A 21,335-nucleotide genomic window follows, 5' to 3' on the forward strand; every position below is an offset into this window, starting at 1 on the left:
TTCCCGCCGGCGTTTTTGCTGTGCTCCCGGGTCAGCGACAGCCTTGCGCGTGACATGCAGGGCAACAGTCCACTTGGATAGGATTCAGAAATGACTTCCGGCAGCCTGTATCTATCCCTCATGCGGCAGCGTTTCGACATGTTCAACGATCCTGCAGCTGATCCCGTCCCGTGGGAGCTGGACGACAAGGACACGGCTTACAACTACGTCACCGCGGCCGGTTACGCGGTGCCGAGGTATGCGAAGGTTGGCACCGCAGCAGAGGCGTTGGCGGCCGGTGAAGGCTTCGGGCCGCGCTTTGTGGTCAAACAGCCCAACCAGCACTCCACCAAGGGCATCTATGTGCTGGAGCCGCTGGGCGGCGGGCAATACCTGGAGTTGCTGAGCCTGCGGACGCTGACCGCGGAGGACCTCGTGCCGTTGGGTCGCCCGCCCGCCTATTGGCTCGCGGAGGAATGCATTGATTCCGGCATTGTGGGCAAGCCCCTGCCCTTCGACTACAAAATCTATGCCTTCCGGGGCCGGGTCACCCATGTCAACCAGATTGACCGGAACGTCTCACCGCCCAGGATGGCTTTTTTTGACGGGGCGTTTCTCCCGCTCGAGCGGGACAGGGACTACACCATCGACGAGCAGCGCTGGCTGCCCGAAAACCACGTTGTTCCCAGGCACGCCGGGGCCATGCTGGAAATGGCCGCCGTCCTTTCAGCGGGGCTTGATACCCGGTTTGTGAAAGTCGACTGCTACGACGGGCCGGACGGACCCGTCTTCGGTGAGTTCACGTTCGCGTCCGGAGGCGATGACACAGGCATGGTCCGCTACAGCAGCCGGATCCTTGATTTCCTGGACCGCTCGATGGCGGGCGAGGATGTGCCGGCGCTGTCAGGCTTCGACATTGACCTGCCGGTGTTCCGTGCATCGTTGGACCGCAAACCAACAGTGACAGCCCACCCCACGCTGTACTCGACCATGTCAGCAGCTGCCGTCCAGGGGGACAGGCGCTATCCCACGGTCCTCAGCGGGAACCTGGCGCCAGGAAAGTCCCGCCCGGTTTTTGTCCTGGCGGCACATCTGATCGGCTACCTGAACGGGGACGGCAGCCGGGCGTTCGCCGTCCAGCAACTGGTGCGGAGCAGTGCCGGTCCCATCACGGGCACCGGCCGGCTCCAGGAATTCGAAGCGAAAGCCCTCGGGTTCCATGAGCCGCGGGCCCAAGGAAACCTGTGGCACACGGCACGCGCTGCGGAAGTCCGGCTCGCGGCCGGTGACGGTTCAGCCCTCGATGTCCTGCGCGGGCTGGCGGCGGACGGGTACGCCCACGCGCAGCGGGTTGTGGCCCGCTACGGGGCGTAACCGCAGTTCCGGTGCAGCCCGCGCCAAGCAGGCCGCTACAGCGCCGCCCAGAGCCTGCCAGTGCTTGTGAGCGTCCCGTCGCTCTTAAAGATGGTTGAGCACCCCATTTTGATGTCGCCCGCCGGCCGGGTCTTCCACGCGAAGCGTTCAATGAAGGGCATGGCACGCATCCCAGCCACCGTGGCACGCATGAAGTCCTCGGTCTCGGCCCGGCTGTACTTGCACGGGTTGGCCGCCGTGGCGCCCCAGTCTGCAACGGCGTACTCGGTGACCCAGATCGGCTTGCCGTACTTGTCGTGGAGCATGTTGAGTTTGTTCAGAAAATCCGTGGCGTTCGGCCAGGCATAGATGTGCATGGTGATGAAATCCACGCGGAGGCCCTTGTTCTTGGCTTTTGCCATAAAGTCGGCCAGCCAGGGGCTGCTGGGTGCCACCGTGGCCGGCGACCCCAGGCGCAGGCCCGTGGCCTGCAGCTTCGGCCACAGGCTGATGGCCTTGTCCACGCTCATGTTGGCCTGGGCAGTGACATCCGGCTCATTGAAACCGAGCAGGTGCTTGGTGTTCGTCTGGGCCAGCTGCCGGGTCACGATCCCGATGGCGTCCTGGTCGAGCACAGCGGCGTTCCGGATCATGGGAACGAAGGGCGGGGCGAAGAAATTGGCCCGGGAACCCCACGAGTAGTGCCATTTCAGGTTCAGGCTTTTGAGCTGCTGCGCAGCGAGCGCATCCTTGCCCGACAACCCGAATCCCTTCAGTCCGGTGGTGGTGGACGTGGCGGCCTGGGCGGGCTGCGCGTTAGCGGCGAGCAGTGCGCCCGGGACGGCAGCAGCAGCGAGGGGCAGTTTTAAAAAATGACGTCGTTCCATTGGGAATCCTCCCGGATAAAGATGGTTGAGACCATTCGGCAGAGTACAGGCGATCGGAGACACCCGTCCGCATATTTTCGTGGCCCCGGTGACCATTTACAAGGGCAGGAGGACAATGGGTCCCGGCTTTCGGCGAATTCAGCCGGCGCCGATCTGTGCCGGCGCGGTGGGCCCGCTACAGTGACCGGTACAGTTCCCCGGTGTCCGTCAGCGAACCATCTTTCCGGAAGAGCGCCGAAGCACCCATGATCGGATCATTTTCGGCGCGGGTTTTCCAGGCAAACCGCTCAACGAAGGGCATCTCCCGAAGGCCCGCAACGGTGTCCGCCATAAACGCCCTGATGTCCTGGGCCGAGTGCCGGCTGGGTCTCTTGGCGGTGGCGTCCCAGTCGGCCACGGCGTACTCGGTGATCCACACGGGTTTGCCGTAGTAAGCGTGCACCTTCCTGACGGTGTCCAGGAATGCGCCGGCATCGGGTGACGGGTACATGTGCATCGCCACAAAATCCACCCGGAGCTGCTTGGCCTCGCAGGAAGCCATGAACCGCTTGAGCCAATCCCCGAGCGGCTGGACAGGGGCCGGGGAACCGAGCCGGAGGCCCGGCTCCTCAAGCTGGGGCCACAGGTTCACGGCCCTCGACACGCTCATGTCTGCCTGCGCCGGATGGTCCGGTTCGTTGAAGCCCAGCAGCGCGGCCGCGCGGCTGAGGTCCAGCTCCGACCGAACCTCGTCCACGGAGCCTTGCCGGACGCTCTCGCGGCCCCAGATCATGGGAATAAAATCAGCCCGGGGCCGCGCTGCCGGAAAGCCTGCGCCCCAGGAGTAAAACCAATCCACGTCCAGTGAGTTGAGCTGGTCGACGCCAAACATCTTCCCGATCGACATGCCGATGCCCTTGCGGGCGAAATCCGGCCGTACGGGAGTCCCGGGCTCCTGCGCAGCCTGTTGCGGCGTGCAGCCGGCTAACGCAGGCACCGCCGCGGCCGTGAGCAATGCGTTTCGGAGAAAGCCGCGCCTGTCCACTGGTTCCCTTTCCGGAGGCCGGGCCGTTTGCCGCTGCCGTCCGCCAATTCTTTCACGATTTCATGACCCACAGTTTCGCCCTTAGACTTGCACCGGGCTTTGCCCGGCGCCGCTGCGAGCAGGCCGGACAAATGCCGAAACAACTGAAAAATGGGGGATTTCCAGCAATGTATCCACAGGGCTTTAACAGGCCAAAAATCGAGTCATCGTTCTTGAGTTTTGTCGCCGACGAATTCCGCCGGCGGGGGACAGCCCGTCGGGGCGAATTGGCACAGAAGATCATCTCCCATCCCTTCGTGGAAAACCTGGGGATGCGGGTGCCGCAGCGGCTCGCAGTCCTGGAAGCGCTCGACGGCCTTGCGGATGCCGGCCTGCCGGACCTCTTTGTGCTGAAGCTGGCCAATGGCTGGTCATCACGCGGCGTGATGATCCTGGAGCGGCAGGGCCCCGACCGGTTTTTTGACCACATGGCACTGCAAAACCTGACCCTGGATTCCGTCAAGGATATTCAACTTGAAAAGGCCGCGTCCTTTGCTACAAAAGCCCCGGTGTGGATTGTCGAGGAATTGATCCACCACACGCTGGGTGTGGGGGCGATCCCCTTTGACTACAAGTTCTACTGTTTCCGGGGCCGCGTTGGCCTGATTGTCCAGATTGACCGCAACACCGGGCCAGTGAAAATGGCACTTTTTGATGGCGATTTCCGCCCGCTTCGGCGCAACACTGATTACGTTTTGTCGGAAACTGCCCGGCCGGGAATGCCGGTGATTCCATTGCACGCAGCGGAAATGCTCTGGTGGGCGCAGCGCCTCTCCCTTGAGGCGGATTCGCCGTTTGTCAGTATTGACATGCTGGACAGCCCCGAGGGACCGGTCTTTGGCGAATTCACCTACTCGCCGGGTGGAACGCACCGGAAGATCTTTGTGTTCTCCAACGACATGCTGGACAAGCTGGACGCGCTGATGGACGAAACCGCACCGGAAGCAGACGCCCTTGCAGCCTCACCCCTGGAGCTCCGGAGCGGCTTGGCCAAGCCCGCAGGCCTGCCGTACCGGGCCTGGGCAGGCTACGCCTACGGCGGTGGAGCCCGTGGCGCCGAGCGGCTTCACACCTTCTACAAAGACCTGGCAGTGGACGGCGGCGAGGATGCCCCCGGATACCAGTGGTACCGCCACCTCGCCGCGCGGTGGGCAGGGATCCGGGACAGGCTGCGCCGGGGCCAGCTGGGCTGATCTGCCCGGCCCCGCCGGCCAGCGCTAATTTCCCGCGTAGTCGAATTCCGGAGTCCGCAGCCCCACTCCGAGCAGCTCCGCGATGGCAGCCACGGTCCGGCCTGCTGCCGCGCCGTCGCCATAGGGATTCACCGCGTTGGCCATGGCGGTGTAGTCAGCGGGATGATGCAGCAACCGGCTGACCTCATCTACTATCCGCTGTTCACCGGTGCCGATGAGGCGGACCGTTCCGGCGTGCTCGGCTTCGGGCCGCTCGGTGTTGTCGCGCATCACGAGCACCGGCTTGCCAAGGCTGGGCGCCTCCTCCTGCACGCCACCGGAATCCGTCAGCACCACGTGCGCCAGGGCAAGCATGCGGGTGAATTCCCCATACGCCAGTGGCTCGGTCACGATGACATTGGCTTTAGCCTCAATGGCCGGCAGTACTGCCTCCCGGACAACCGGATTCTTGTGCGCGGGAAGAACAATGACCAGGTCGGGTTCCGCATCGGCCAGCCGCGCCAGCGCGCGGCCTACGCCACGCATGGCATCCCCCTGGTTTTCGCGCCGGTGCGTCGTGACCAGAAGGATGCGGCGCCCGCTGGCGGCCAGTCCGGCCAGGCGCGGGTCCGTGAAGGGAATCTCCTTGCCCACCGTTGTCAGGAGCGCGTCAATCACCGAATTGCCGGTGATAACAATGTCTGCTTCGGAAATCCCTTCCGCCAACAGGTTCGTTTTGCTCGTAGCCGTCGGGGCCAGGTGCAGGCTGGCGATCTGGCTGGTGATTTTGCGGTTGCCCTCTTCAGGGAAAGGCGAGAACAGGTCGCCGCTGCGCAGGCCCGCCTCAACGTGGACCACCGGGATGCCGTGGTAGAAAGCGGCGATGGCTGCCGCCGTTGAGGTGGTGGTGTCACCCTGAACCACCACCGCGTCAGGCCGGGCAGCCGCAAAAAGGGCGTCCAGGCCATCAATGGTGCGGGTCATGATGCCGGACAGCGACTGGCCGGGCTGGAGGATGTTCAGGTCGTGGTCCGGTTCGATCCCGAACAGGCTGTTGACCTGGTCCAGCATTTCCCGGTGCTGTCCGGTAACTGTAACCACGCAGTCCAATCCGGCGGCCTCCTGCAGCGCCAGGACGATCGGTGCCATCTTAATGGCCTCCGGACGCGTCCCGAAGATTGGCATAACAACAGGCATTGGACCCCCAATTTTAGGAATGAAAACAAGAACTGCGGCTGCCGGGGCGCCGGCGACCGCTCAGAAAAACAGCACCAGCGCGGCGAGCAGGGCCGCCACGCCCAGCAGGGTCAGCAGGACCAGTGCGCCGGCAATGCGGCGTTTGGCGCTGTGGCTGACCCGCCGGTGTGGGCGGGGCGGAGCAGCTTCGTCCGGGCGCCGGCCTGCACTGCGTGGCCGGCCCGCCCGGCTGGACGCCTGGAACCGCTGCCGCCGAAGATGGCGCGGGGCCCCGGAAAGAGGCTGCTCGGACGGGTCCACCGGGTTCCCTTCAGTTCGGCCGGACATTTTTATTGATTCTAGCCGCGGCTGCACGGGTGCCCCGATCCGTGCCGGGAACAGCTCAGCATTGGGGCCGCACGGTGGCGTCCAGCAGGCCGCCGGTCTCCACCACAAACCGCCAAAGCCAGTCCCCGGGCCCCATCGACGCCGGCGCGGGAACCATGTGCACCTCCGCGTCCGTGCACTGGCGTACCAGGGTTCCAGCGCGGGTTGCGTGGAAGTCGGAGGTCACCACGGTCACGGATTTCCAGTGGTTCAGCTTCACCAGGCGTTCAATAGCCATGGCCTCACCCCTGGTGTTCAGGGGATCCGGCCGGAAACACACCAGATCCGCGCTGGGGAGGCGCGCCGCGTCGCATGCGTCGTCCGCGGAGGCGTTGCCGGCCAATCCCGTTTCCGCCAGGACCAGGACCGGGATGTCCAGCTCGTCCTGCAGCCCACGGGCGGCGGGCAGACGGTCTGCGGAGAGGCCGCCCAGCATGATCACGGCATCGCTGTGCTGCTTGTCCGCGGGGGGAACGTTCACAAAAAGTTGAAGCGCCACGATCAGCCACAGCACAAAGCCGCCGCCTGCAACCACCGCGGACCATCGCGTGGCGGTATTCACCGCGCTGGTTGATAGGCGCACGCCCCTGAGTCTGCCATGGGCCGTGCCCGCGGGGAAATTCTCCGGCCAGGTCATTGTCGCAGCAGCGCTGTACCGTAGTGCCGTGCCGCAAAAGTCCTCCCCCAGCCCCGAACTGCTGCCCGTCTCAGCCCTGTCCGAAGCAGGCCTGCTGGCCAGGATCTTCCCGCGCCTGGCCCTGGGGAAGCCCCACACCGATGCCACGCTGCTGGGCCCGGGCGATGACGCCGCAATCATTGCCGCACCGGACGGCCGGACTGTGATCAGCATTGATACCCAAATCCAGGACCAGGACTTCCGCCTGGTCTGGCCCAACGGGTACCGGACCACCGGCTTCGACGTGGGGTGGAAGGCGGCCGCACAAAACCTCAGCGACATCAACGCCATGGGAGCCACCCCAACGTCCCTGGTGGTCAGCCTCACCCTGCCCCCGGAAACCCCAGTCAGCTGGGTCGAGGCGCTTGCCGACGGCCTCGTTGCCGGGATCAAGGAACTGGGTGCCACCCGGTGCTCCGTTGCCGGCGGCGACCTGGGCCGCGGCAGCGAAATCGGCGTTACCGTGGCCGTGCTGGGCAGCCTGGACGGCGGCGCACCCGTTCTTCGCTCGGGCGCCAGGCCCGGCGATGTGCTGGCCATCGCCGGTACCGTGGGCCACGCTGCCGCGGGCTTGGCGCTGCTCGAATCGGACAACGCCCTCCAGGGCCTCACCCCGGAGCAGCGGCTGTTCCTTGAGCGCCAATGCCGGCCGCAGCCACCACTTTCAGCCGGGCCCGCCGCGAGGCTGGCCGGTGCCACCGCCATGCTGGACATCTCGGACGGCCTGCTCCGGGACGGCCTGCGGATGGCCACAGCCAGCGGCGTGGCACTGGACCTCGACCCGGCCCGGCTGGCAGTCCTCGCGGAAGGGCTGGCCCCTGCGGTGGAGCTGCTGGGAACGGATCCTTCCGGCTGGGTGCTGGGCGGTGGCGAGGACCATGGGCTGCTGGCGACTTTCCCTGCCGGTATACAGCTTCCTGCAGGATTCACTGCGATAGGCTCAATAGAAGCACTGGGAATCGAAGAAAGCCCGGTCGTCAGAATTGCGGGCCGGGCCGCAGACACCGGGGGATGGGATCACTTTGCAGACTAAGGTTGCTGCCAACGCGCAAGCGATGAAGCGATGGTTGGGCAAGGCTGAAACCGCTTTGGGCAACCACAGCGACCGTCTTAACGCCATCAACATCTTCCCCGTGGCAGACGGGGACACCGGCACCAACCTTTATCTCACCGTCCGTGCCGCCGCCCGCGCCCTGACGGCAGACGCGGACCAGCCGGCCCAGATGGACGTCGGAGTTGTCCTGGCCGCAGCGGGCCAGGCGGCCATGGAAGAAGCCCGGGGGAACTCAGGCACCCTGTTTTCCGTGTTCCTCTGCGCGGCCGCCGAACCCTTGGCAGGGCACACCAGGCTCACTTCCACGTTGTTGGCTGCCGCCCTGCACCGGGCCCAGATCCGGGCCTGGTCCGCGCTGAGCGACCCTGTCCCCGGGACCATGCTGTCCGTCATGGAGGCGGCCGCCCGTTCGGCCGCAGCCGTGGACGCCGCGCACAACGGGGATGACAGCAACCATGCCCTGGGGCTGGCCCTTGATGCCGCCGTCGAGGGCGCCCTCGCAGCCGTCATCCACACCGAAGACCAGCTGGACGCCCTCACCACGGCCCGCGTTGTGGATGCCGGCGGCGTTGGCATGCTGCTGATCCTGGACTGCCTGCGGTCGGCCGTTATGGGCCAGGAACTGCAAAGCGAACTGGTGGATGGCCTGCATGGTTACGACGTGTCCGATCCCCACATCCATGCCTCGCTTCCGGACGACGACGGCGTGGAAGTTATGTGCACCATTTCCCTGTCGCCATTGAATGCCGCCACTTTGCGGCAGCGCCTCGACGAGATCGGCGAGTCCGTCATCATGAGCCAGGTGGGCGCGGGTGCCGACCCTGACGGCAATTACCGCTGGCGGGTCCACGTCCACGTGCCCGAACCGGACCAGGCCGTCAGCATCATCGAGTCGCTCGGCAGCCCCTCGCAAATCAGCATCAGCGACCTCGCGCTGCCACGCGACCCCGCTGCGGACGCAGTGAACTCCAGCGGGCATGAGCGCTGAATCGGGCCTGCCCCTGGAACGCCGGATCGGGAAAAAGTCCGCAGCGGTCATGGAAAAGCACCTGGGCATCACCACGGTGGAAGGGCTTCTCGGGTACTTTCCCCGCCGCTACATGACCCGTGCCGAACTGACGCCCATCGCCGGCATCCCCCGCGATGAGGAAGTAACGCTGCTGGCCCGGGTTGTCTCCAGCACCACCCGGTCCATGCGCGCCCGCCGCGGCACCATCACCGACATTGTCATCTCCGATGATGACGGCGCCCAGGGCCTGCGGCTGGTGGGCGGCCAGGACTACCACGGCACCGTCCCCGGCACCCTGAAGATCAGCTTCTTCAATGCCTACAAAGCCAAAGCCGAACTCGTCCCAGGGCAGCGGGCGCTCTTCTCCGGCAAGGTCACCAGCTTCAACGGCGCGCTGGGCCTCACCAACCCCGATTTTGTCCTCCTGGACAACGACCCCTTCGCCAACGGCAGCAAAGACCCCGAAAAGATCGCTGCCATGCCCATCCCCGTCTACCCGGCAACGGCGAAACTTCCCACCTGGAAAATCCAGGCCGTCATCAGCACCCTGGTGGAAACCGCGGACCTTGAGGCCCTGCCGGACCCTGTTCCCCGCCTGGTTGCCCGACGGGAGGGTTTCCTGTCCATCGCCGAGGCTTACCGGCTGATCCACCAGCCGGAAACCGGCGCTGACTGGAAACGGGCGCAGGAGCGGTTCCGCTACCAGGAAGCCCTGGTGCTGCAGACCTCGCTGGCGCGGCGCCGCGCAGCGGTTGCGGCCGAGGAAGCCACCGCCCGGAAGCCGGATCCCGCAGGACTGCTGGCCGCCTTTGATGCTGACCTGCCGTTCACGCTCACGGCCGGCCAGGTGGATGTGGGCGAAACGCTTGCAGCGGAGCTCGCCCTCAACCACCCCATGAACCGCCTCTTGCAGGGCGAAGTGGGCTCCGGGAAGACCGTCGTGGCCTTGCGGGCAATGCTGCAGGTGGTGGACGCCGGCGGGCAGGCGGCGCTCCTGGCGCCCACCGAAGTGCTGGCCGCCCAGCACTATGACTCGATCCGCCGCACCCTGGGCCCGCTCGCAGCGGACGGGCTCCTGGGCGGATTGGGCGGCAGCGGCTCCGTGCAGGTCACGCTGCTCACCGGGTCCATGTCCGGACCGGCGCGGAAGCAGGCCATGCTGGACGCCGCAGCCGGCACCGCGGGCATCGTGATCGGCACCCACGCCCTCCTCAGCGACAACGTCTCCTTCTACGACCTTGGCCTGATCGTGGTGGACGAACAGCACCGTTTCGGCGTCGAGCAGCGGGACGTGCTCCGGGCAAAGGCACGCAAGCCCCCGCATCTGCTGGTCATGACCGCCACCCCCATCCCGCGCACCGTTGCCATGACGGTGTTCGGCGACCTCGAGACCTCCACTTTGGACGAACTGCCCAAGGGCCGTGCGCCCATCACCACGCACCTGGTGGGTCTGTCTGAGAACCCCGCCTGGGCGGGCCGGATCTGGGCGCGTGCACGGGAGGAAATCGACGCCGGCCACCAGGTCTATGTGGTCTGCCCCAAGATTGGCACCGACGACGACGGCGACTTCAGCCCTGGTGAATCCGGCCCGCCGCCGGACGAAGCCGGTCCGGATGCCCGCGAACTCGCGTCGGTGACTGCCGTCGTCGAACACCTGCTGACCGAACCGGCACTTGCCGGCATCGCCCTGGCACCCCTGCACGGGCGCCAGGACCCGGATACCAAACGGGCCGCCATGGCTGGATTCACGGCCAACGAAACCAAGCTCCTGGTCTCCACCACCGTGATCGAGGTGGGCGTGGACGTCCATAATGCGACCCTCATGGTGATCCTGGACGCCGACCGGTTCGGCATTTCCCAGCTCCACCAGCTCCGCGGCCGGGTGGGCCGTGGCGGGCTGCCAGGCACCTGCCTGCTGGTCACGGCCCTGGAGCCCGACCACCCCAGCCGCCGCAGGCTCGAGGCCGTGGCGGCAACCACCGACGGTTTTGTCCTCTCGCAGGAAGACCTCAAACTCAGGCGTGAGGGCGACATCCTCGGCGCGTCACAATCAGGCGGCCGGTCCACCCTCAAGCTGCTGCGGGTGATCGACCACGGCGACCTCATCGCGCAGGCGCGCGGCGACGCGCAACGGTTGGTGAATATGGACCCCGGCCTGGCACACCATCCGGAACTGGCCCAGGCCATTGACAAGTACCTCAACCCTGAAAAGGAGGCGTTCCTTGAACGCGGTTAGCACGGCACCCTGGACCTGCGGCGCCGGGGCGGGACGCCGGTGACCCGCATCATTTCCGGGGCTGCCGGTGGCACGCCCCTGGCCGGCGTCCCCGGCTCGCTGACCAGGCCCACCACGGATCGCGTCAAGGAAGCACTCTTCTCCCGCCTGGACGCGTTTGATGTGATCTCCGGTGCCCGGGTTTTGGACCTCTACGCCGGATCCGGTGCGTTGGGGGTTGAAAGCGGCAGCAGGGGAGCGCTGGCAGTGGAACTTGTGGAATTTGATGGGAAGGCCAGCGCCGTCTGCCAGCGCAACGCAGACCTCATCAACGGCGTGCTGGGCCGCAAGGCCGTGACCGTGCACCGGTCCAAGGTGGAGCCGTTCCTGGACCGCGCCGCGGCGGACGCCGTCTGGGACCTCGTGTTCCTGGATCCGCCCTACCCGTTGGATGAAGAAGCACTGTCCGCTGTGCTGCTGAAGCTTGCAGCGCATCTCGCGCCGGGCGGTGTGGTGGTGGTGGAAAGGTCCTCACGGTCGCCGGAGCCGGCCTGGCCGGGAGGAATGGACCGGTTTGCCGGGAAAAAGTATGGCGAAACCATGCTGTGGTTTGCCGAGCCGTTTGTTCCGGACGCCATTGGCGACGAGGACGTTCCGTCAGTCACAGGCTCCTGAAGGGCGGCGTCAGCCGGTCAACTGGTCCAGATCGACTCCGGCCAGCACTGTCCCCGGATGCGGCCCGCGCGCTGTCAGCTCAGTGCTCCATGCGGCAGGCCAGGGCCACTGCGTCCCGGCCAGGATGATGTTGCCAGGGTGGCGGCCCGCAAACATGCCGGACTCGGCGAAGGCTGCCACATCAGGCATGACCTCCCGCAGCGCCGCCACCTGGCTGCGCACCAGGGTAAGCCCGGGCTCGTCGCCCACGTTGACGATCAGGACGCCGTCCGGGCTGAGGACGGCGCGCGCCTCCCGGTAAAAGCCGGCGCAGGCAATATGGGCCGGCGCCTCCGGTCCGGAGAAGATGTCCAGGATCACGACGTCGAACGCCGGGTCCCCGCCGAAGTCCGCCAGGGCGTCGCGCGCGTCGCCAATGACCTGGTGCAGGTCCGTCCCCTCCGGCAGGGGGAGTTGCTGGAGGACGAAGTCGAGCAGTTCCCGTTCCAGCTCCACCGCGTACTGCACGGACCCAGGGCGGGTGGCCTGGATGTAGCGGGCTAGGGTCAGGGCGCCGGCGCCCAGGTGCAGGGCGCGGATGGCTTGGCCGGCGGGAGCCGCGAGGTCCACCACGTGTCCGATGCGGCGCAGGTACTCGTAGAAGATCTCCGCCGGCTGTGCCAGGTTGACGTGTGACTGCTCCGCACCGCCGATGCTCAGAACGTAGCTGCCCGCCGTGAAGGCATCCGGTTCCACCGCTGCATGCTGTCCGGTGGTGCGGAGGAACCGCTCCGTCCGTCCGCTGCTGTCCCGCCGCATCAGAGCCGGCTGCTGAGGGTGGCGAGCCGGGCTGCGGCTTCTTCAAGCAGGTCCGTCTTTTTGCAGAACGCGAACCGAAGCAGGCTGCGGGTCCGTTCGGCGCCCTCGGGATGGCAGAACACCGGGACGGGTATGGCTGCGACGCCCACCAGGTCCGGCAGCCTCCGCGCAAGGTCCACGGAGTCGCTGATGCCCAGCGGTGCCGTGTCCACATTGACGAAGTAGGTGCCTTGCGGGGTAAAGACGTCGAAGCCCGCGTCCCGGAGGCCGGCACTGAGGATGTCACGCTTGTGCGCCAGGGTGGCGGCGACGCCGTCGTAAAATTCATCCGGCAGCGCGAGCCCGGCGGCGATGGCACCCTGGAACGGCGTGCCGGAACTGTAGGTGAGGAACTGCTTGACGGTCCGCACCGCCGCCACCAGGGCTTCGGGGCCGGTGAGCCAGCCGATCTTCCAGCCGGTCAGCGAAAACGTCTTTCCCGCGGAGGAAATGGTGATGGTGCGGTCCGCCGCCCCCGGCAACGTGGCCACCGGGATGTGCCGGACCCCGAACGTAAGGTGCTCATACACCTCGTCGGTGACGATCAGGGTGTTGTGGCGCGCCGCGAGGTCAACAACCCGCTGCAGGACCTCACGTGGGAAGACCGCGCCGGTGGGGTTGTGGGGATTGTTCAGCAGCACCACCTTGGTGCGGTCGCTGAATGCTGCTTCAAGGGCGGCAGGGTCCGGCAGGAAGTCCGGGGCAAGCAGGGGAGCGGTCACATGCGTGGCACCGCTCAACCCGATGACCGCGCCGTAGGAATCGTAGAAGGGCTCAAAGGTGAGGACCTCATCGCCCGGGCCGGCGAAGGCCAGGAGCGACGCGGCGATACCCTCGGTGGCTCCCGTGGTGATGATCACCTCGGTGGCAGGGTCGGGCGTCAGGCCGTAGAAGCGCTCCTGGTGCGCGGCAACGGCTTCACGCAGCTCAGGCATGCCCTTTCCAGGGGCGTACTGGTTTGCCCCGGCGGCTATGGCCGCCTGCGCCGCGGCACGTATTTCCGCCGGTCCATCCTCGTCCGGGAAGCCCTGCCCCAGGTTGATGGCGCCCGTCCGCGAGGCAAGTGCCGTCATCTCCTCGAAGATGGTGATGCCCAGGCCGCCGTCCGGAGCGAGCAGGTTGGCGCCGAGCGCTGTCCGCTGCCAGGGGGCGGGGGCTGAAGGGGTGAAAAGTTCCCGGTCCGGATGCATCCAGTCATGGTATCCCGGCCTTTCCATGGGGTAGGTTCGGTGCATGAGACGCGCTGTCTGCCCCGGATCCTTCGACCCCATCCACAACGGCCACCTCGAGGTCATTGCCAGGGCGGCCGGACTCTTTGATGAGGTCATCGTGGCGGTGTCCACCAACCCTGCAAAGACGTACCGGTTCTCCCTGCCGGACCGCCTGGACATGGCCAGGGAAACCCTGGCTTCGCTTAGGGGCATTGTGGTGGAGCCGGTCGGTGAAGGACTCCTGGCCGATTACTGCCGCCAGCGGGGGGTCTCCGCGATCGTCAAGGGGCTCCGATCCTCCTCGGACTTCGACTATGAGCTGCCCATGGCCACCATGAACCGCCAGCTCAGCGGCGTGGAAACGGTTTTCCTCCCAGCGGAGGCGCACTACATCCACCTCTCCTCAACACTGATCAAGGAAGTGGCCGGCCTGGGCGGAAGTGTGTCCGACTACATCCCCAGATCGGTGCAGCGGCGTATGCTCACGGGCGAGCCGCCAGCGGATCGGCCGGCAAAGGGGTAGGCTGGACCGGTACTTCGGCGCCGCCGCCTGCCCGGTTTGAGTCCCTGCGGCTCTTCAGGCTAGGATGGTACGTCGGTCATATGTTCAACAGGAGTTCTCATTAAAAGAGATGCTGGTTCGCCCTTGGCGTTCGACGTCAAGGACCTCGGGCGCAGCCCGGGAAGCATGCGGACACTGACGGAACATGTACCCGCACCAGGTGATCTTGGTGTGGCACTCATTGGTGTTCAGGAAGGCTCGGAAATCGAGCTGGATCTGAGGCTTGAGGCCGTACACGAAGGAATTCTGGTATCAGGAAGCGCATTCGTTGAAGTAAAAGGCGAATGCGGCCGATGCCTGGATCCCCTTGCGTATGACCTTGAGGTACCTGTGCAAGAACTTTTCTTCTACGAAGACGCTGTGTTTTCGGACGGGGAAGATGATGAAGAGCAACGTCGAGTCGAGCACGATGTAATCGATCTTGAACCGGTGTTGCGGGACGCGGTTGTCACCAACCTGCCGTTCCAGCCGGTGTGCCGGGAAGACTGCCAGGGCCTTTGCTCCGAATGCGGAGTACGCCTGGAAGACGAGCCGGGGCACCACCACGAGGTCTTGGATCCTCGCTGGGCTGCCCTAGCTGATATGGCTAAGCCTGACCGGCAAAATTGATTTGTACGTGTTTGTCTAGAGAGAAATGAGTTAGCCGTGGCTGTCCCGAAGCGGAAAATGTCTCGCTCGAATACCCGCGCCCGCCGCTCGCAGTGGAAGGCGACCGCCCCCCACCTGGTGAAGACCGTTGAAAACGGTCAGGTTACTTACAGCCTGCCCCACCAGGCGAAGGTCGTCACCGACTCTGCCGGCACCGCGCTGTTCCTTGAATACAAGGGCCGCAAGGTCGCAGACGTCTAATCGGCCATCCAGGCTGACTTGATGTCTTCAACTGAAGAGCTTCTGAAGCGTCTCGGTGTCATTATTGACGCCGGGACGCTTCGTCTTGCGCTCACACACCGCTCCTACGCGTATGAAAACGGTGGCATCCCCACCAATGAGCGGCTGGAATTCCTGGGCGACTCCATCCTTGGGTTCTCCGTCACTGACGCGCTCTACCGCGACAACCCCGGGCTGCCCGAGGGGGACCTGGCCAAGCGCCGGTCCGCCGTGGTGAGCACGCGCGCCCTCGCGGGCATCGGCCGAAGCCTTGGCATCGGCGAGTTCATCTACCTGGGCCAGGGCGAGAAACTCACCGAAGGCCGGAACAAGGCCTCGATCCTCGCGGACACGATGGAAGCCCTGATCGGTGCCACGTATGTGTCCAACGACATCGAAACTGCGCGGCAACTGGTGATGCGCCTTGTGGGTCCGCTCCTGAAGGACGCCGCCGTGCTCGGTGCCGGGACCGACTGGAAAACCAGCATCCAGGAGCTCGCCGCGAGCCGCCAGCTCGGCACCATCCACTATGCAGTGGACGGCGCCGGCCCGGACCACGCCAGGACGTTCAGCGCAGTGCTGCGGATCGGCGGGACCGACTACGGCAAGGGCGCCGGCCACTCGAAGAAGGAAGCCGAGCAGGAAGCAGCCGCCGACGCCTGGCGCGTGCTTTCGGGAACTCCGGGGAGCGTCGAGGCCGGCGCCGCCGGCTCCGGGGCCCAAAAGTAGGAATCCATGCCTGAACTGCCCGAGGTTGAGGTGGTCCGCCGCGGCCTGGCGAGCTGGGTCAGCGGCCGGACCATCGAGGCCGTGGACGTGCTCGATCCCCGGTCCATCCGCCGCCATGCCCTTGGCGTTGAGGACTTCCGGGGCAACCTGGAAGGCGCCGTGGTGACGGATGTGGTGCGCCGCGGGAAATTCCTCTGGCTGCCTCTGACGGACAATCCGCACTCAACGGACGGCGCCGCCGCTGAACCTAAAGTGGCGCTGATGGCACATCTGGGCATGAGCGGCCAGCTTCTGCTCCAGGAACACGACGCTCCTGACCAGAAGCATCTCAAAGTGCGCTTCCGGCTCAGCCGCCGCGACGGCATGCCCGCCCAACTGCGGTTCGTGGACCAGCGGATCTTCGGCGGACTGTTCGTCACGGCCCTGATCCCCACTGACGACGGCGGCCCGGGCGGCCTGTCAGCCACACCGGTGCCGCTCATTGCCGAGGAAGCCGCGCACATTGCCCGCGACCCCCTGGACCCGGCATTTTCCTTCCCGCTGTTCTACGCCCGGCTGCGCCGCCGCAGGACGGGGCTGAAAAGGGCCCTTTTGGACCAGGGCCTGGTGTCAGGCATCGGGAACATCTATGCGGATGAAGCCCTATGGCGCGCCCGGCTGCATTACGCCCGGCCCACGGATACGCTGCGCCGCAGCGACGCGGAGCGGGTACTGGAGAGCGCCCGCGAAGTCATGACGGATGCGTTGGCAGCGGGCGGCACAAGTTTCGATTCCCTTTACGTCAACGTCAATGGGGCATCGGGGTACTTTGACAGGTCACTGGACGCCTATGGGCGCGAGGGCCAGCCCTGCAAGCGGTGCGCCGCCGCGGGCATCCACGCAACCATCCGGCGGGAGCAGTTCATGAACCGCTCCTCCCACACCTGCCCGGTCTGCCAGCCCCGCCCGCGTAACGGACGCTGGTAGGCCCCGGCGAAGTCTGCGGAATTCCGGTGCGGAAAGCGCGGGAATGTTGTGGGAATACACCTATGAAGTGGCATTCCCCGGTGTCAGACTGGGCGCATGTTGGTGAAGCGTTTGGTGCTCATTGGAGCAGCTGCCGCCATAGTCCTCGGGGGCTCGGCCGTTGCCTTGGACAGCATTGCCCGCCAGCAGGCGGACAGCTCCATTCAAGCGGAACCCGGGGGCCGGGAAACGGCTGGCGGGTCCGGCACGATGTCCGCTGCACCGCCGCCCGGAACGCCTGCCTCAGAGCCCGCAGCGCAACCGGCCGAAAGCCCAAACCAAGGCGCCGGGGAGGGGCAGGTCAGCGGTGACCGGCCGCCCCCCGGTGTTGCCGCCGGAGTGCCCGAACCTGACGAAAAACCGTTGGAGGTTCTGCCGCCGGCCACCGCGCCACCTACCGGACTGCCCATGCCTGCGCCGCTGCCGGCCCTGATCCGGGCACCGTTGCCCGCGACCGCATCGGCCCAAGGTAAGACCGTGGACGGTTTCCCGTCCCAGGTGCTGAGCTTTCCGGAAGGAACGGTGATTGTCTTCACGGGCGTCAGCTCGGACGGCGACAGGCTTCAGGCCACGGCAGAGGGGATAGTCGGGCTCAGCCGCGATGAGGTGGCAGGCTATTTCCAGCAGATCCTCCAGCCCAAAGGCTTCACATCGGAAGACGCCGCGTCAGCGGCCGACCAGCAGGCCCGGCGTCTGAGCAGGGGCACCGACTCCGTGTCAGTGACGCTGTCTACTACAGGAACCGGCAATACCCGTTTTTCCCTCCTGGGGAACTTCACCGCCGGGCCGGCGGCTTAGATCCATGTACATCTCCATGTCGGACCGCCAGGGCGGCAGGAAAAGCACGGTTGAAGAAAGCCAAGGCACCCCAGCGCCGCCTTTCCGGCTTTCCCCCGCCATTCTCTGGCTCGGCGTGGTCAGCATGGCCACAGACATCTCCTCCGAATCCGTGGCGGCGGTGCTGCCCCTCTACATCACCGGTTTCCTTGGCCTGTCCGTGATCGCGTTCGGTGTTATTGACGGCATCAACCAGGGCGCCAGCGCGTTGGTCCGCATTGCTGCGGGCTGGGCTTCGGACCGGGCCGGCAGACCCAAGGCTGTCGCCATGGCCGGCTACTGCCTGTCCCTGGTGGCCCGGATCGGGTTCCTCTTCGCCGGCGGGTTCTGGTCGATCGCCGCAGTGGTCACGGGCGACAGGATCGGCAAAGGGATCCGGACCGCACCCCGCGATGCGTTGATTACGACGGCGGCACAGCCTGAGCATCTGGCGAGGCACTTTGGTGTTCACCGCCTGCTCGACAACATCGGTGCCGCCGCCGGACCGCTGATCGCCTTTGTCATCCTCATGCTGATGCCCAACGGCTATGGCACAGTCTTTGTGGTTTCGCTCGCTTTCGCCGCCATCGGGGTGGCAGCCCTGGTGTTGGTGGTTCCCGATCTGCGCACCGGCCGGCCCATCCGGCAGCAGAGCCGGGTGAAGAAGGCCAGGGCGGCCGAGCCCGGTGTGCTCAGGGAGCCTGCTCTGGAGGCACGGCGGCAAAGGATTCCGGCGATCCGCTGGTCGATGTTCCGCGAACCCGGCCTCGGCCGGCTCCTGGTGGCATCAGCTGTCCTGGGCGTCCTGACCGTTGGCGATGGTTTCATTTACCTGGTCCTGCAAAACAAGGACCAATTCGCAGTGCAGTGGTTCCCGTTGCTGTATGTCGGTACCAACGTTGTGTTCCTGCTGCTGGCCGTTCCCATGGGCCGGCTGGCCGACACGTGGGGCAAGGGAAAGGTGTTCCTGGCCGGGCATGTGGCACTGCTGGCCTGCTACTTCCTTGCTGCGGCCCCCGCCATGGGACTGACTGGAACGCTGGGCTGCCTGGTTCTCCTGGGAGCCTTCTACGCCGCCACCGACGGGGTGCTGTCAGCTTTCGCCAGCCAACTGACCCCACAGCACAAACTGGCCACTGGAATCGGCGCCGCGCAGACTGTTGTGGCGCTCAGCCGCGTGCTGTCGTCCACCCTATTTGGTGTGCTGTGGTTCGTTGTGGGCGCGTCTCTGGCGATGGTGATCGTCGGGTGCCTGCTGGCGGTGGCCGTTCCGGCCTCGTACTTCATCCTCCGGAACGCCCGCTACCAGGGCACGGCTGCGTGAGTCCGGAGACCGAAGCAGCGCCCAACCGGATGCGGTGGGTTATCCTCTTGGTGGTCACTGGGGTAGTCCTGGCAGGAACCGGGCTGTACGCGGTGATGGCGTTCCAGCGGCTGCAGGAGAGCAGCGCTGCCCTGCCTTCCGTCATTGTCACTTCGGGCGGGGGGACGCTGCCGGATGGCCAGTATCTTTTGTTCCGCAACACGGCGGCCGGCCAGGGCTACGGTATGGCTGGCACCGTGCCCCTGGCCGATCCCACAGGCGCCCGGTCACTCAGCACCGTGCCGTGCGACAGGGTCTACTCGACGGGCAGCGGATTTATGTGCCTGGCCACCGAACGCGGCATGGTCACCCGGTTTGACGCTGCCCTGCTGGGTGGCAGCTATCAGCGGCTGCAGGATTGGTCGCTTAAAGGTATTCCCAGCCGGACCAGGTCGAGCGGCGACGGCAGCCTTGTCGCCACGACTGTATTCGTCACGGGTCACTCGTACGCTGCGGCGGGTTTCTCCACCGATACCGTGATCACCCATGTGGGCGGCGGAATGGCGCCGGATAACCTGGAGGACTTCGCGTTGATGGTGAACGGGCAGCAGGTCACCGCTGCGGACCGGAACCTATGGGGTGTCACGTTTGTCCCCGGTGAGCCCGATGCGTTTTATGCCACTGCGGCCTCTTCCGGCAGGCTCTGGCTTGTCCGGGGCAGCATCTCCCGGCGGACGCTGACTGCTGTAGCCGATGGTGTGGAGTGCCCATCCGTCTCGCCCGATGGCACCCGCGTTGCCTTCAAAACCAACGTCTCGTCGGGGTTGACTCCCCAGTGGCGGGTTGCCGTCCTGGACCTCGCCACGGGAACGCGCGTCACTCTCGGTGAGGAACGCAACGTCGATGACCAGGTGGAGTGGCTGGATGACCAGACGCTGCTGTACGGATTGCCGCGCGAGGGGGAACCGGGCGACAGCGACGTGTGGAGCCTCCCCGCCAAAGCCGGGGGAGCTCCGGCTGTTTTCCTGGAGCACGCCTGGTCTCCATCGGTGGTCCGTTGACCCTGAAGGGCTGGATAGGTCCGGCCCTCCGCTACGACGCGGGGGAGAAGACCACATCCACGAAGTAGTTCGTGGCGTTGCTGGTCAGGTTGGGCACAGCGGTGCCCGTTCCCAGCCTGTAAAGACCATTCCGGGTCGCGGCGGCGGTGAGGTAGCCCACTGTCCTGGCCTGGCTGAAATAGTTGGTGGTGAAGGAGTACCGGCCACGGGGTGCGTTGTAGGAGACGACGTAGTCCGTGTTGGCGGCCAGAAGGATCGGGGTGCCTAACGTCACCGTCTGCCAGCCGGACAGTGTTTCATTGGTGAATGCCACCCGCACCAGGCGGGCGCCGGCGGCGGTCCAGAGCGACCCATAGTGGGTTCCCGTGTTCAGTGCACCCTTGTGGAACCGGATGGCCGTCACCAGCCCGGTGCGTGTGGTCCGGAACGAAACGCCAAGTTCAATGGCCCGCGTCTCGCTGGAGATGGAGGATGCCGGGTTGACAGTGGCAAACATGGATTGGTTTGCCGGGTTGGCCGTGGTGAATTGCCAACTGGTGGGCGGCAACGCCGCACCGTCGGTGGAGATCACATTGACGGCGCGCACAGTCACCTGGGTGTTGGCAGCCAGCAGGCTGGCGGGGGAGAACGTGATCGTTTTGCTGTCTGCGGAAATGGCCGACGTGCCCGCCACGCTGGTCCCCGCCGTGGTTGCCTGCAAAGCCGATCCAGCCCGCAGCGCCGCTGAAACTGTCAGGCTCGGTTTGGCATCGCGGGGGACGTTCACCGCACCCGGCGCCGGTGTTTGGGCGCCCACCGTCAGCGCCTGCGGTGCAGGCGGAGCGGCCGGAGGTGCTGCCTGGAAGACGACGTCGACGAGGTAGTTGGCGTTGGATCCGTTGCCGGGGAATCCGAGGGAGTAGGTGAAAGCACCTGCGCCGGGGGCGGTTTGGAGTGGTCCGCTGGTGAGGGCTGTGCTGTTTCCGCCGGTGGTGGCGGAGTAGGTGCCGTTGGGAGTGGTGTAGGCGGCTGTGTATTCGGTGTTGGCGTTGATGGGGACGGGTTGGTTGAAGGTGGCGGTTTGCCAGCCGGCGGTGGTTTCGTTGGTGAAGGTGATGGTGGCGAGTTCCTGGCCGCCGGCGGTGTAGAGCTTTCCGGTGTGGGTGCCGGTGTTGCTGGCGGCCTTGTAGAAGCGGACCCCGGTGATGGTCCCGGCGGTGGTGCTGCTGAAGCGGACGCCGAGCGTCAGCGCCGTGACATCGTCGATGTCCCTGGTAGCGGGGGTGAGGGTGTCCTGATAGAGGGTGCAGGGGCAGGTT

Annotated in this window: 22 protein-coding genes; 14 read left to right on the top strand and 8 right to left on the bottom strand. The window is 65.8% G+C overall.

The features are described 5' to 3' along the window. Positions 1-90: 90 nt before the first annotated feature. Positions 91-1,353, top strand: coding sequence for an ATP-grasp fold amidoligase family protein (locus tag ACU18_RS15620; RefSeq protein WP_050687017.1), 1,263 nt, complete (start codon positions 91-93; stop codon positions 1,351-1,353). Between the two features lie 35 nt (positions 1,354-1,388). Here the strand turns inward: ACU18_RS15620 and ACU18_RS15625 are convergent, their stop codons facing one another. Continuing rightward, positions 1,389-2,219 carry a glycosyl hydrolase gene (locus ACU18_RS15625; protein ID WP_050687020.1) on the bottom strand — a complete coding sequence of 277 codons (831 nt, stop codon included), beginning with the start codon at positions 2,217-2,219 and terminating at the stop codon, positions 1,389-1,391. Between the two features lie 175 nt (positions 2,220-2,394). Continuing rightward, positions 2,395-3,105: a glycosyl hydrolase gene (locus ACU18_RS15630; RefSeq protein ID WP_050687021.1), complete on the bottom strand. Its 711-nt coding sequence runs from the start codon at positions 3,103-3,105 to the stop codon at positions 2,395-2,397. Positions 3,106-3,455: 350 nt separating this feature from the next. On the opposite strand from ACU18_RS15630, the gene ACU18_RS15635 reads away from it, so the two are divergent. Continuing rightward, entirely contained in the window at positions 3,456-4,475 is a 1,020-nt protein-coding gene (locus ACU18_RS15635) for an ATP-grasp fold amidoligase family protein (protein ID WP_197273602.1), read from the top strand. Positions 4,476-4,499: 24 nt separating this feature from the next. Here ACU18_RS15635 and wecB read toward each other — a convergent pair whose 3' ends face one another. Genes wecB through ACU18_RS15650 form a run of 3 tightly spaced genes read right to left on the bottom strand, consistent with a single transcriptional unit; the run spans position 4,500 to position 6,600 of the window. Further along, on the bottom strand, positions 4,500-5,651 hold the full coding sequence (wecB, locus tag ACU18_RS15640) for a non-hydrolyzing UDP-N-acetylglucosamine 2-epimerase (RefSeq protein ID WP_050687026.1): 1,152 nt from the start codon (positions 5,649-5,651) through the stop codon (positions 4,500-4,502). A gap of 60 nt (positions 5,652-5,711) precedes the next feature. Continuing rightward, a complete protein-coding gene (locus ACU18_RS15645; protein ID WP_050687028.1) occupies positions 5,712-5,978 on the bottom strand; it encodes a hypothetical protein in 267 nt (88 codons plus the stop codon). A 55-nt stretch (positions 5,979-6,033) separates the two neighbouring features. Then, the gene (locus tag ACU18_RS15650; RefSeq protein ID WP_231686107.1) at positions 6,034-6,600 is read right to left on the bottom strand and encodes a YdcF family protein; all 567 of its coding nucleotides are present in this window, start codon (positions 6,598-6,600) and stop codon (positions 6,034-6,036) included. An 82-nt stretch (positions 6,601-6,682) separates the two neighbouring features. On the opposite strand from ACU18_RS15650, the gene thiL reads away from it, so the two are divergent. The 4 genes from thiL to rsmD are packed head-to-tail and all read left to right on the top strand — an operon-like array spanning position 6,683 to position 11,646. Then, on the top strand, positions 6,683-7,726 hold the full coding sequence (gene thiL / locus ACU18_RS15655; RefSeq protein ID WP_050687053.1) for a thiamine-phosphate kinase: 1,044 nt from the start codon (positions 6,683-6,685) through the stop codon (positions 7,724-7,726). Positions 7,727-7,748: 22 nt separating this feature from the next. Next, the gene (locus ACU18_RS15660; RefSeq protein WP_050687032.1) at positions 7,749-8,735 is read left to right on the top strand and encodes a DAK2 domain-containing protein; all 987 of its coding nucleotides are present in this window, start codon (positions 7,749-7,751) and stop codon (positions 8,733-8,735) included. Further along, positions 8,725-10,992, top strand: coding sequence for an ATP-dependent DNA helicase RecG (locus tag ACU18_RS15665; RefSeq protein WP_050687034.1), 2,268 nt, complete (start codon positions 8,725-8,727; stop codon positions 10,990-10,992). Before ACU18_RS15660 ends, ACU18_RS15665 begins: the two co-directional genes overlap by 11 nt. A gap of 39 nt (positions 10,993-11,031) precedes the next feature. Further along, the gene (gene rsmD / locus ACU18_RS15670) at positions 11,032-11,646 is read left to right on the top strand and encodes a 16S rRNA (guanine(966)-N(2))-methyltransferase RsmD (protein ID WP_050687035.1); all 615 of its coding nucleotides are present in this window, start codon (positions 11,032-11,034) and stop codon (positions 11,644-11,646) included. A 9-nt stretch (positions 11,647-11,655) separates the two neighbouring features. Here rsmD and ACU18_RS15675 read toward each other — a convergent pair whose 3' ends face one another. Both ACU18_RS15675 and ACU18_RS15680 read right to left on the bottom strand, forming a co-directional pair. Then, the gene (locus tag ACU18_RS15675) at positions 11,656-12,444 is read right to left on the bottom strand and encodes a spermidine synthase (RefSeq protein WP_197273603.1); all 789 of its coding nucleotides are present in this window, start codon (positions 12,442-12,444) and stop codon (positions 11,656-11,658) included. Beyond that, a complete protein-coding gene (locus ACU18_RS15680) occupies positions 12,444-13,673 on the bottom strand; it encodes an aminotransferase class I/II-fold pyridoxal phosphate-dependent enzyme (protein WP_231686108.1) in 1,230 nt (409 codons plus the stop codon). The genes ACU18_RS15675 and ACU18_RS15680 overlap by 1 nt, the downstream gene beginning before the upstream one ends. 43 nt (positions 13,674-13,716) lie before the next feature. Here ACU18_RS15680 and coaD point away from each other — a divergent pair, with 43 nt between their 5' ends. From coaD to ACU18_RS15725, 8 genes are all read left to right on the top strand, one after another. Beyond that, on the top strand, positions 13,717-14,217 hold the full coding sequence (gene coaD / locus ACU18_RS15685; RefSeq protein WP_050687040.1) for a pantetheine-phosphate adenylyltransferase: 501 nt from the start codon (positions 13,717-13,719) through the stop codon (positions 14,215-14,217). A 123-nt stretch (positions 14,218-14,340) separates the two neighbouring features. Then, positions 14,341-14,865: a YceD family protein gene (locus tag ACU18_RS19410; protein WP_082178371.1), complete on the top strand. Its 525-nt coding sequence runs from the start codon at positions 14,341-14,343 to the stop codon at positions 14,863-14,865. 36 nt (positions 14,866-14,901) lie between these two features. Beyond that, a complete protein-coding gene (gene rpmF, locus ACU18_RS15700; protein ID WP_009356569.1) occupies positions 14,902-15,105 on the top strand; it encodes a 50S ribosomal protein L32 in 204 nt (67 codons plus the stop codon). A 21-nt stretch (positions 15,106-15,126) separates the two neighbouring features. Beyond that, entirely contained in the window at positions 15,127-15,852 is a 726-nt protein-coding gene (rnc, locus tag ACU18_RS15705; protein ID WP_050687045.1) for a ribonuclease III, read from the top strand. A gap of 6 nt (positions 15,853-15,858) precedes the next feature. Beyond that, positions 15,859-16,818, top strand: coding sequence for a bifunctional DNA-formamidopyrimidine glycosylase/DNA-(apurinic or apyrimidinic site) lyase (mutM, locus tag ACU18_RS15710; RefSeq protein WP_050687047.1), 960 nt, complete (start codon positions 15,859-15,861; stop codon positions 16,816-16,818). Positions 16,819-17,265: 447 nt separating this feature from the next. Next, a complete protein-coding gene (locus tag ACU18_RS19745) occupies positions 17,266-17,655 on the top strand; it encodes a hypothetical protein (RefSeq protein WP_157407766.1) in 390 nt (129 codons plus the stop codon). 4 nt (positions 17,656-17,659) lie between these two features. After that, positions 17,660-18,997 (top strand): MFS transporter, encoded by a 1,338-nt coding sequence (locus ACU18_RS15720; protein ID WP_082178372.1) that lies wholly within the window; start codon positions 17,660-17,662, stop codon positions 18,995-18,997. Beyond that, positions 18,994-20,037, top strand: a complete 1,044-nt coding sequence (locus ACU18_RS15725) for a hypothetical protein (RefSeq protein WP_231686109.1) — start codon at positions 18,994-18,996, stop codon at positions 20,035-20,037. Before ACU18_RS15720 ends, ACU18_RS15725 begins: the two co-directional genes overlap by 4 nt. Before the next feature lie 31 nt (positions 20,038-20,068). Here the strand turns inward: ACU18_RS15725 and ACU18_RS15730 are convergent. Continuing rightward, a partial coding sequence (locus tag ACU18_RS15730; RefSeq protein ID WP_157407769.1) for a DUF4082 domain-containing protein occupies positions 20,069-21,335 on the bottom strand: 1,267 nt, incomplete at its 5' end.

It is taken from the genome of Arthrobacter sp. ZBG10 (genome assembly GCF_001238605.1).
Lineage (GTDB): Bacteria > Actinomycetota > Actinomycetes > Actinomycetales > Micrococcaceae > Arthrobacter.

Coding starts and splice junctions, on each gene's coding strand:
- ACU18_RS15625 (WP_050687020.1), bottom strand. CDS start 2,219: ATGGAACGACGTCATTTTTTAAAACTGCCCCTCGCTGCTGCTGCCGTC.
- ACU18_RS15720 (WP_082178372.1), top strand. CDS start 17,660: ATGTACATCTCCATGTCGGACCGCCAGGGCGGCAGGAAAAGCACGGTT.
- ACU18_RS19745 (WP_157407766.1), top strand. CDS start 17,266: ATGCCTGCGCCGCTGCCGGCCCTGATCCGGGCACCGTTGCCCGCGACC.
- rnc (WP_050687045.1), top strand. CDS start 15,127: ATGTCTTCAACTGAAGAGCTTCTGAAGCGTCTCGGTGTCATTATTGAC.
- ACU18_RS15660 (WP_050687032.1), top strand. CDS start 7,749: ATGAAGCGATGGTTGGGCAAGGCTGAAACCGCTTTGGGCAACCACAGC.
- ACU18_RS15645 (WP_050687028.1), bottom strand. CDS start 5,978: ATGTCCGGCCGAACTGAAGGGAACCCGGTGGACCCGTCCGAGCAGCCT.
- ACU18_RS15680 (WP_231686108.1), bottom strand. CDS start 13,673: ATGCATCCGGACCGGGAACTTTTCACCCCTTCAGCCCCCGCCCCCTGG.
- ACU18_RS15620 (WP_050687017.1), top strand. CDS start 91: ATGACTTCCGGCAGCCTGTATCTATCCCTCATGCGGCAGCGTTTCGAC.
- ACU18_RS15630 (WP_050687021.1), bottom strand. CDS start 3,105: ATGTCGATCGGGAAGATGTTTGGCGTCGACCAGCTCAACTCACTGGAC.
- coaD (WP_050687040.1), top strand. CDS start 13,717: ATGAGACGCGCTGTCTGCCCCGGATCCTTCGACCCCATCCACAACGGC.
- mutM (WP_050687047.1), top strand. CDS start 15,859: ATGCCTGAACTGCCCGAGGTTGAGGTGGTCCGCCGCGGCCTGGCGAGC.
- ACU18_RS15665 (WP_050687034.1), top strand. CDS start 8,725: ATGAGCGCTGAATCGGGCCTGCCCCTGGAACGCCGGATCGGGAAAAAG.
- wecB (WP_050687026.1), bottom strand. CDS start 5,651: ATGCCTGTTGTTATGCCAATCTTCGGGACGCGTCCGGAGGCCATTAAG.
- ACU18_RS15675 (WP_197273603.1), bottom strand. CDS start 12,444: ATGCGGCGGGACAGCAGCGGACGGACGGAGCGGTTCCTCCGCACCACC.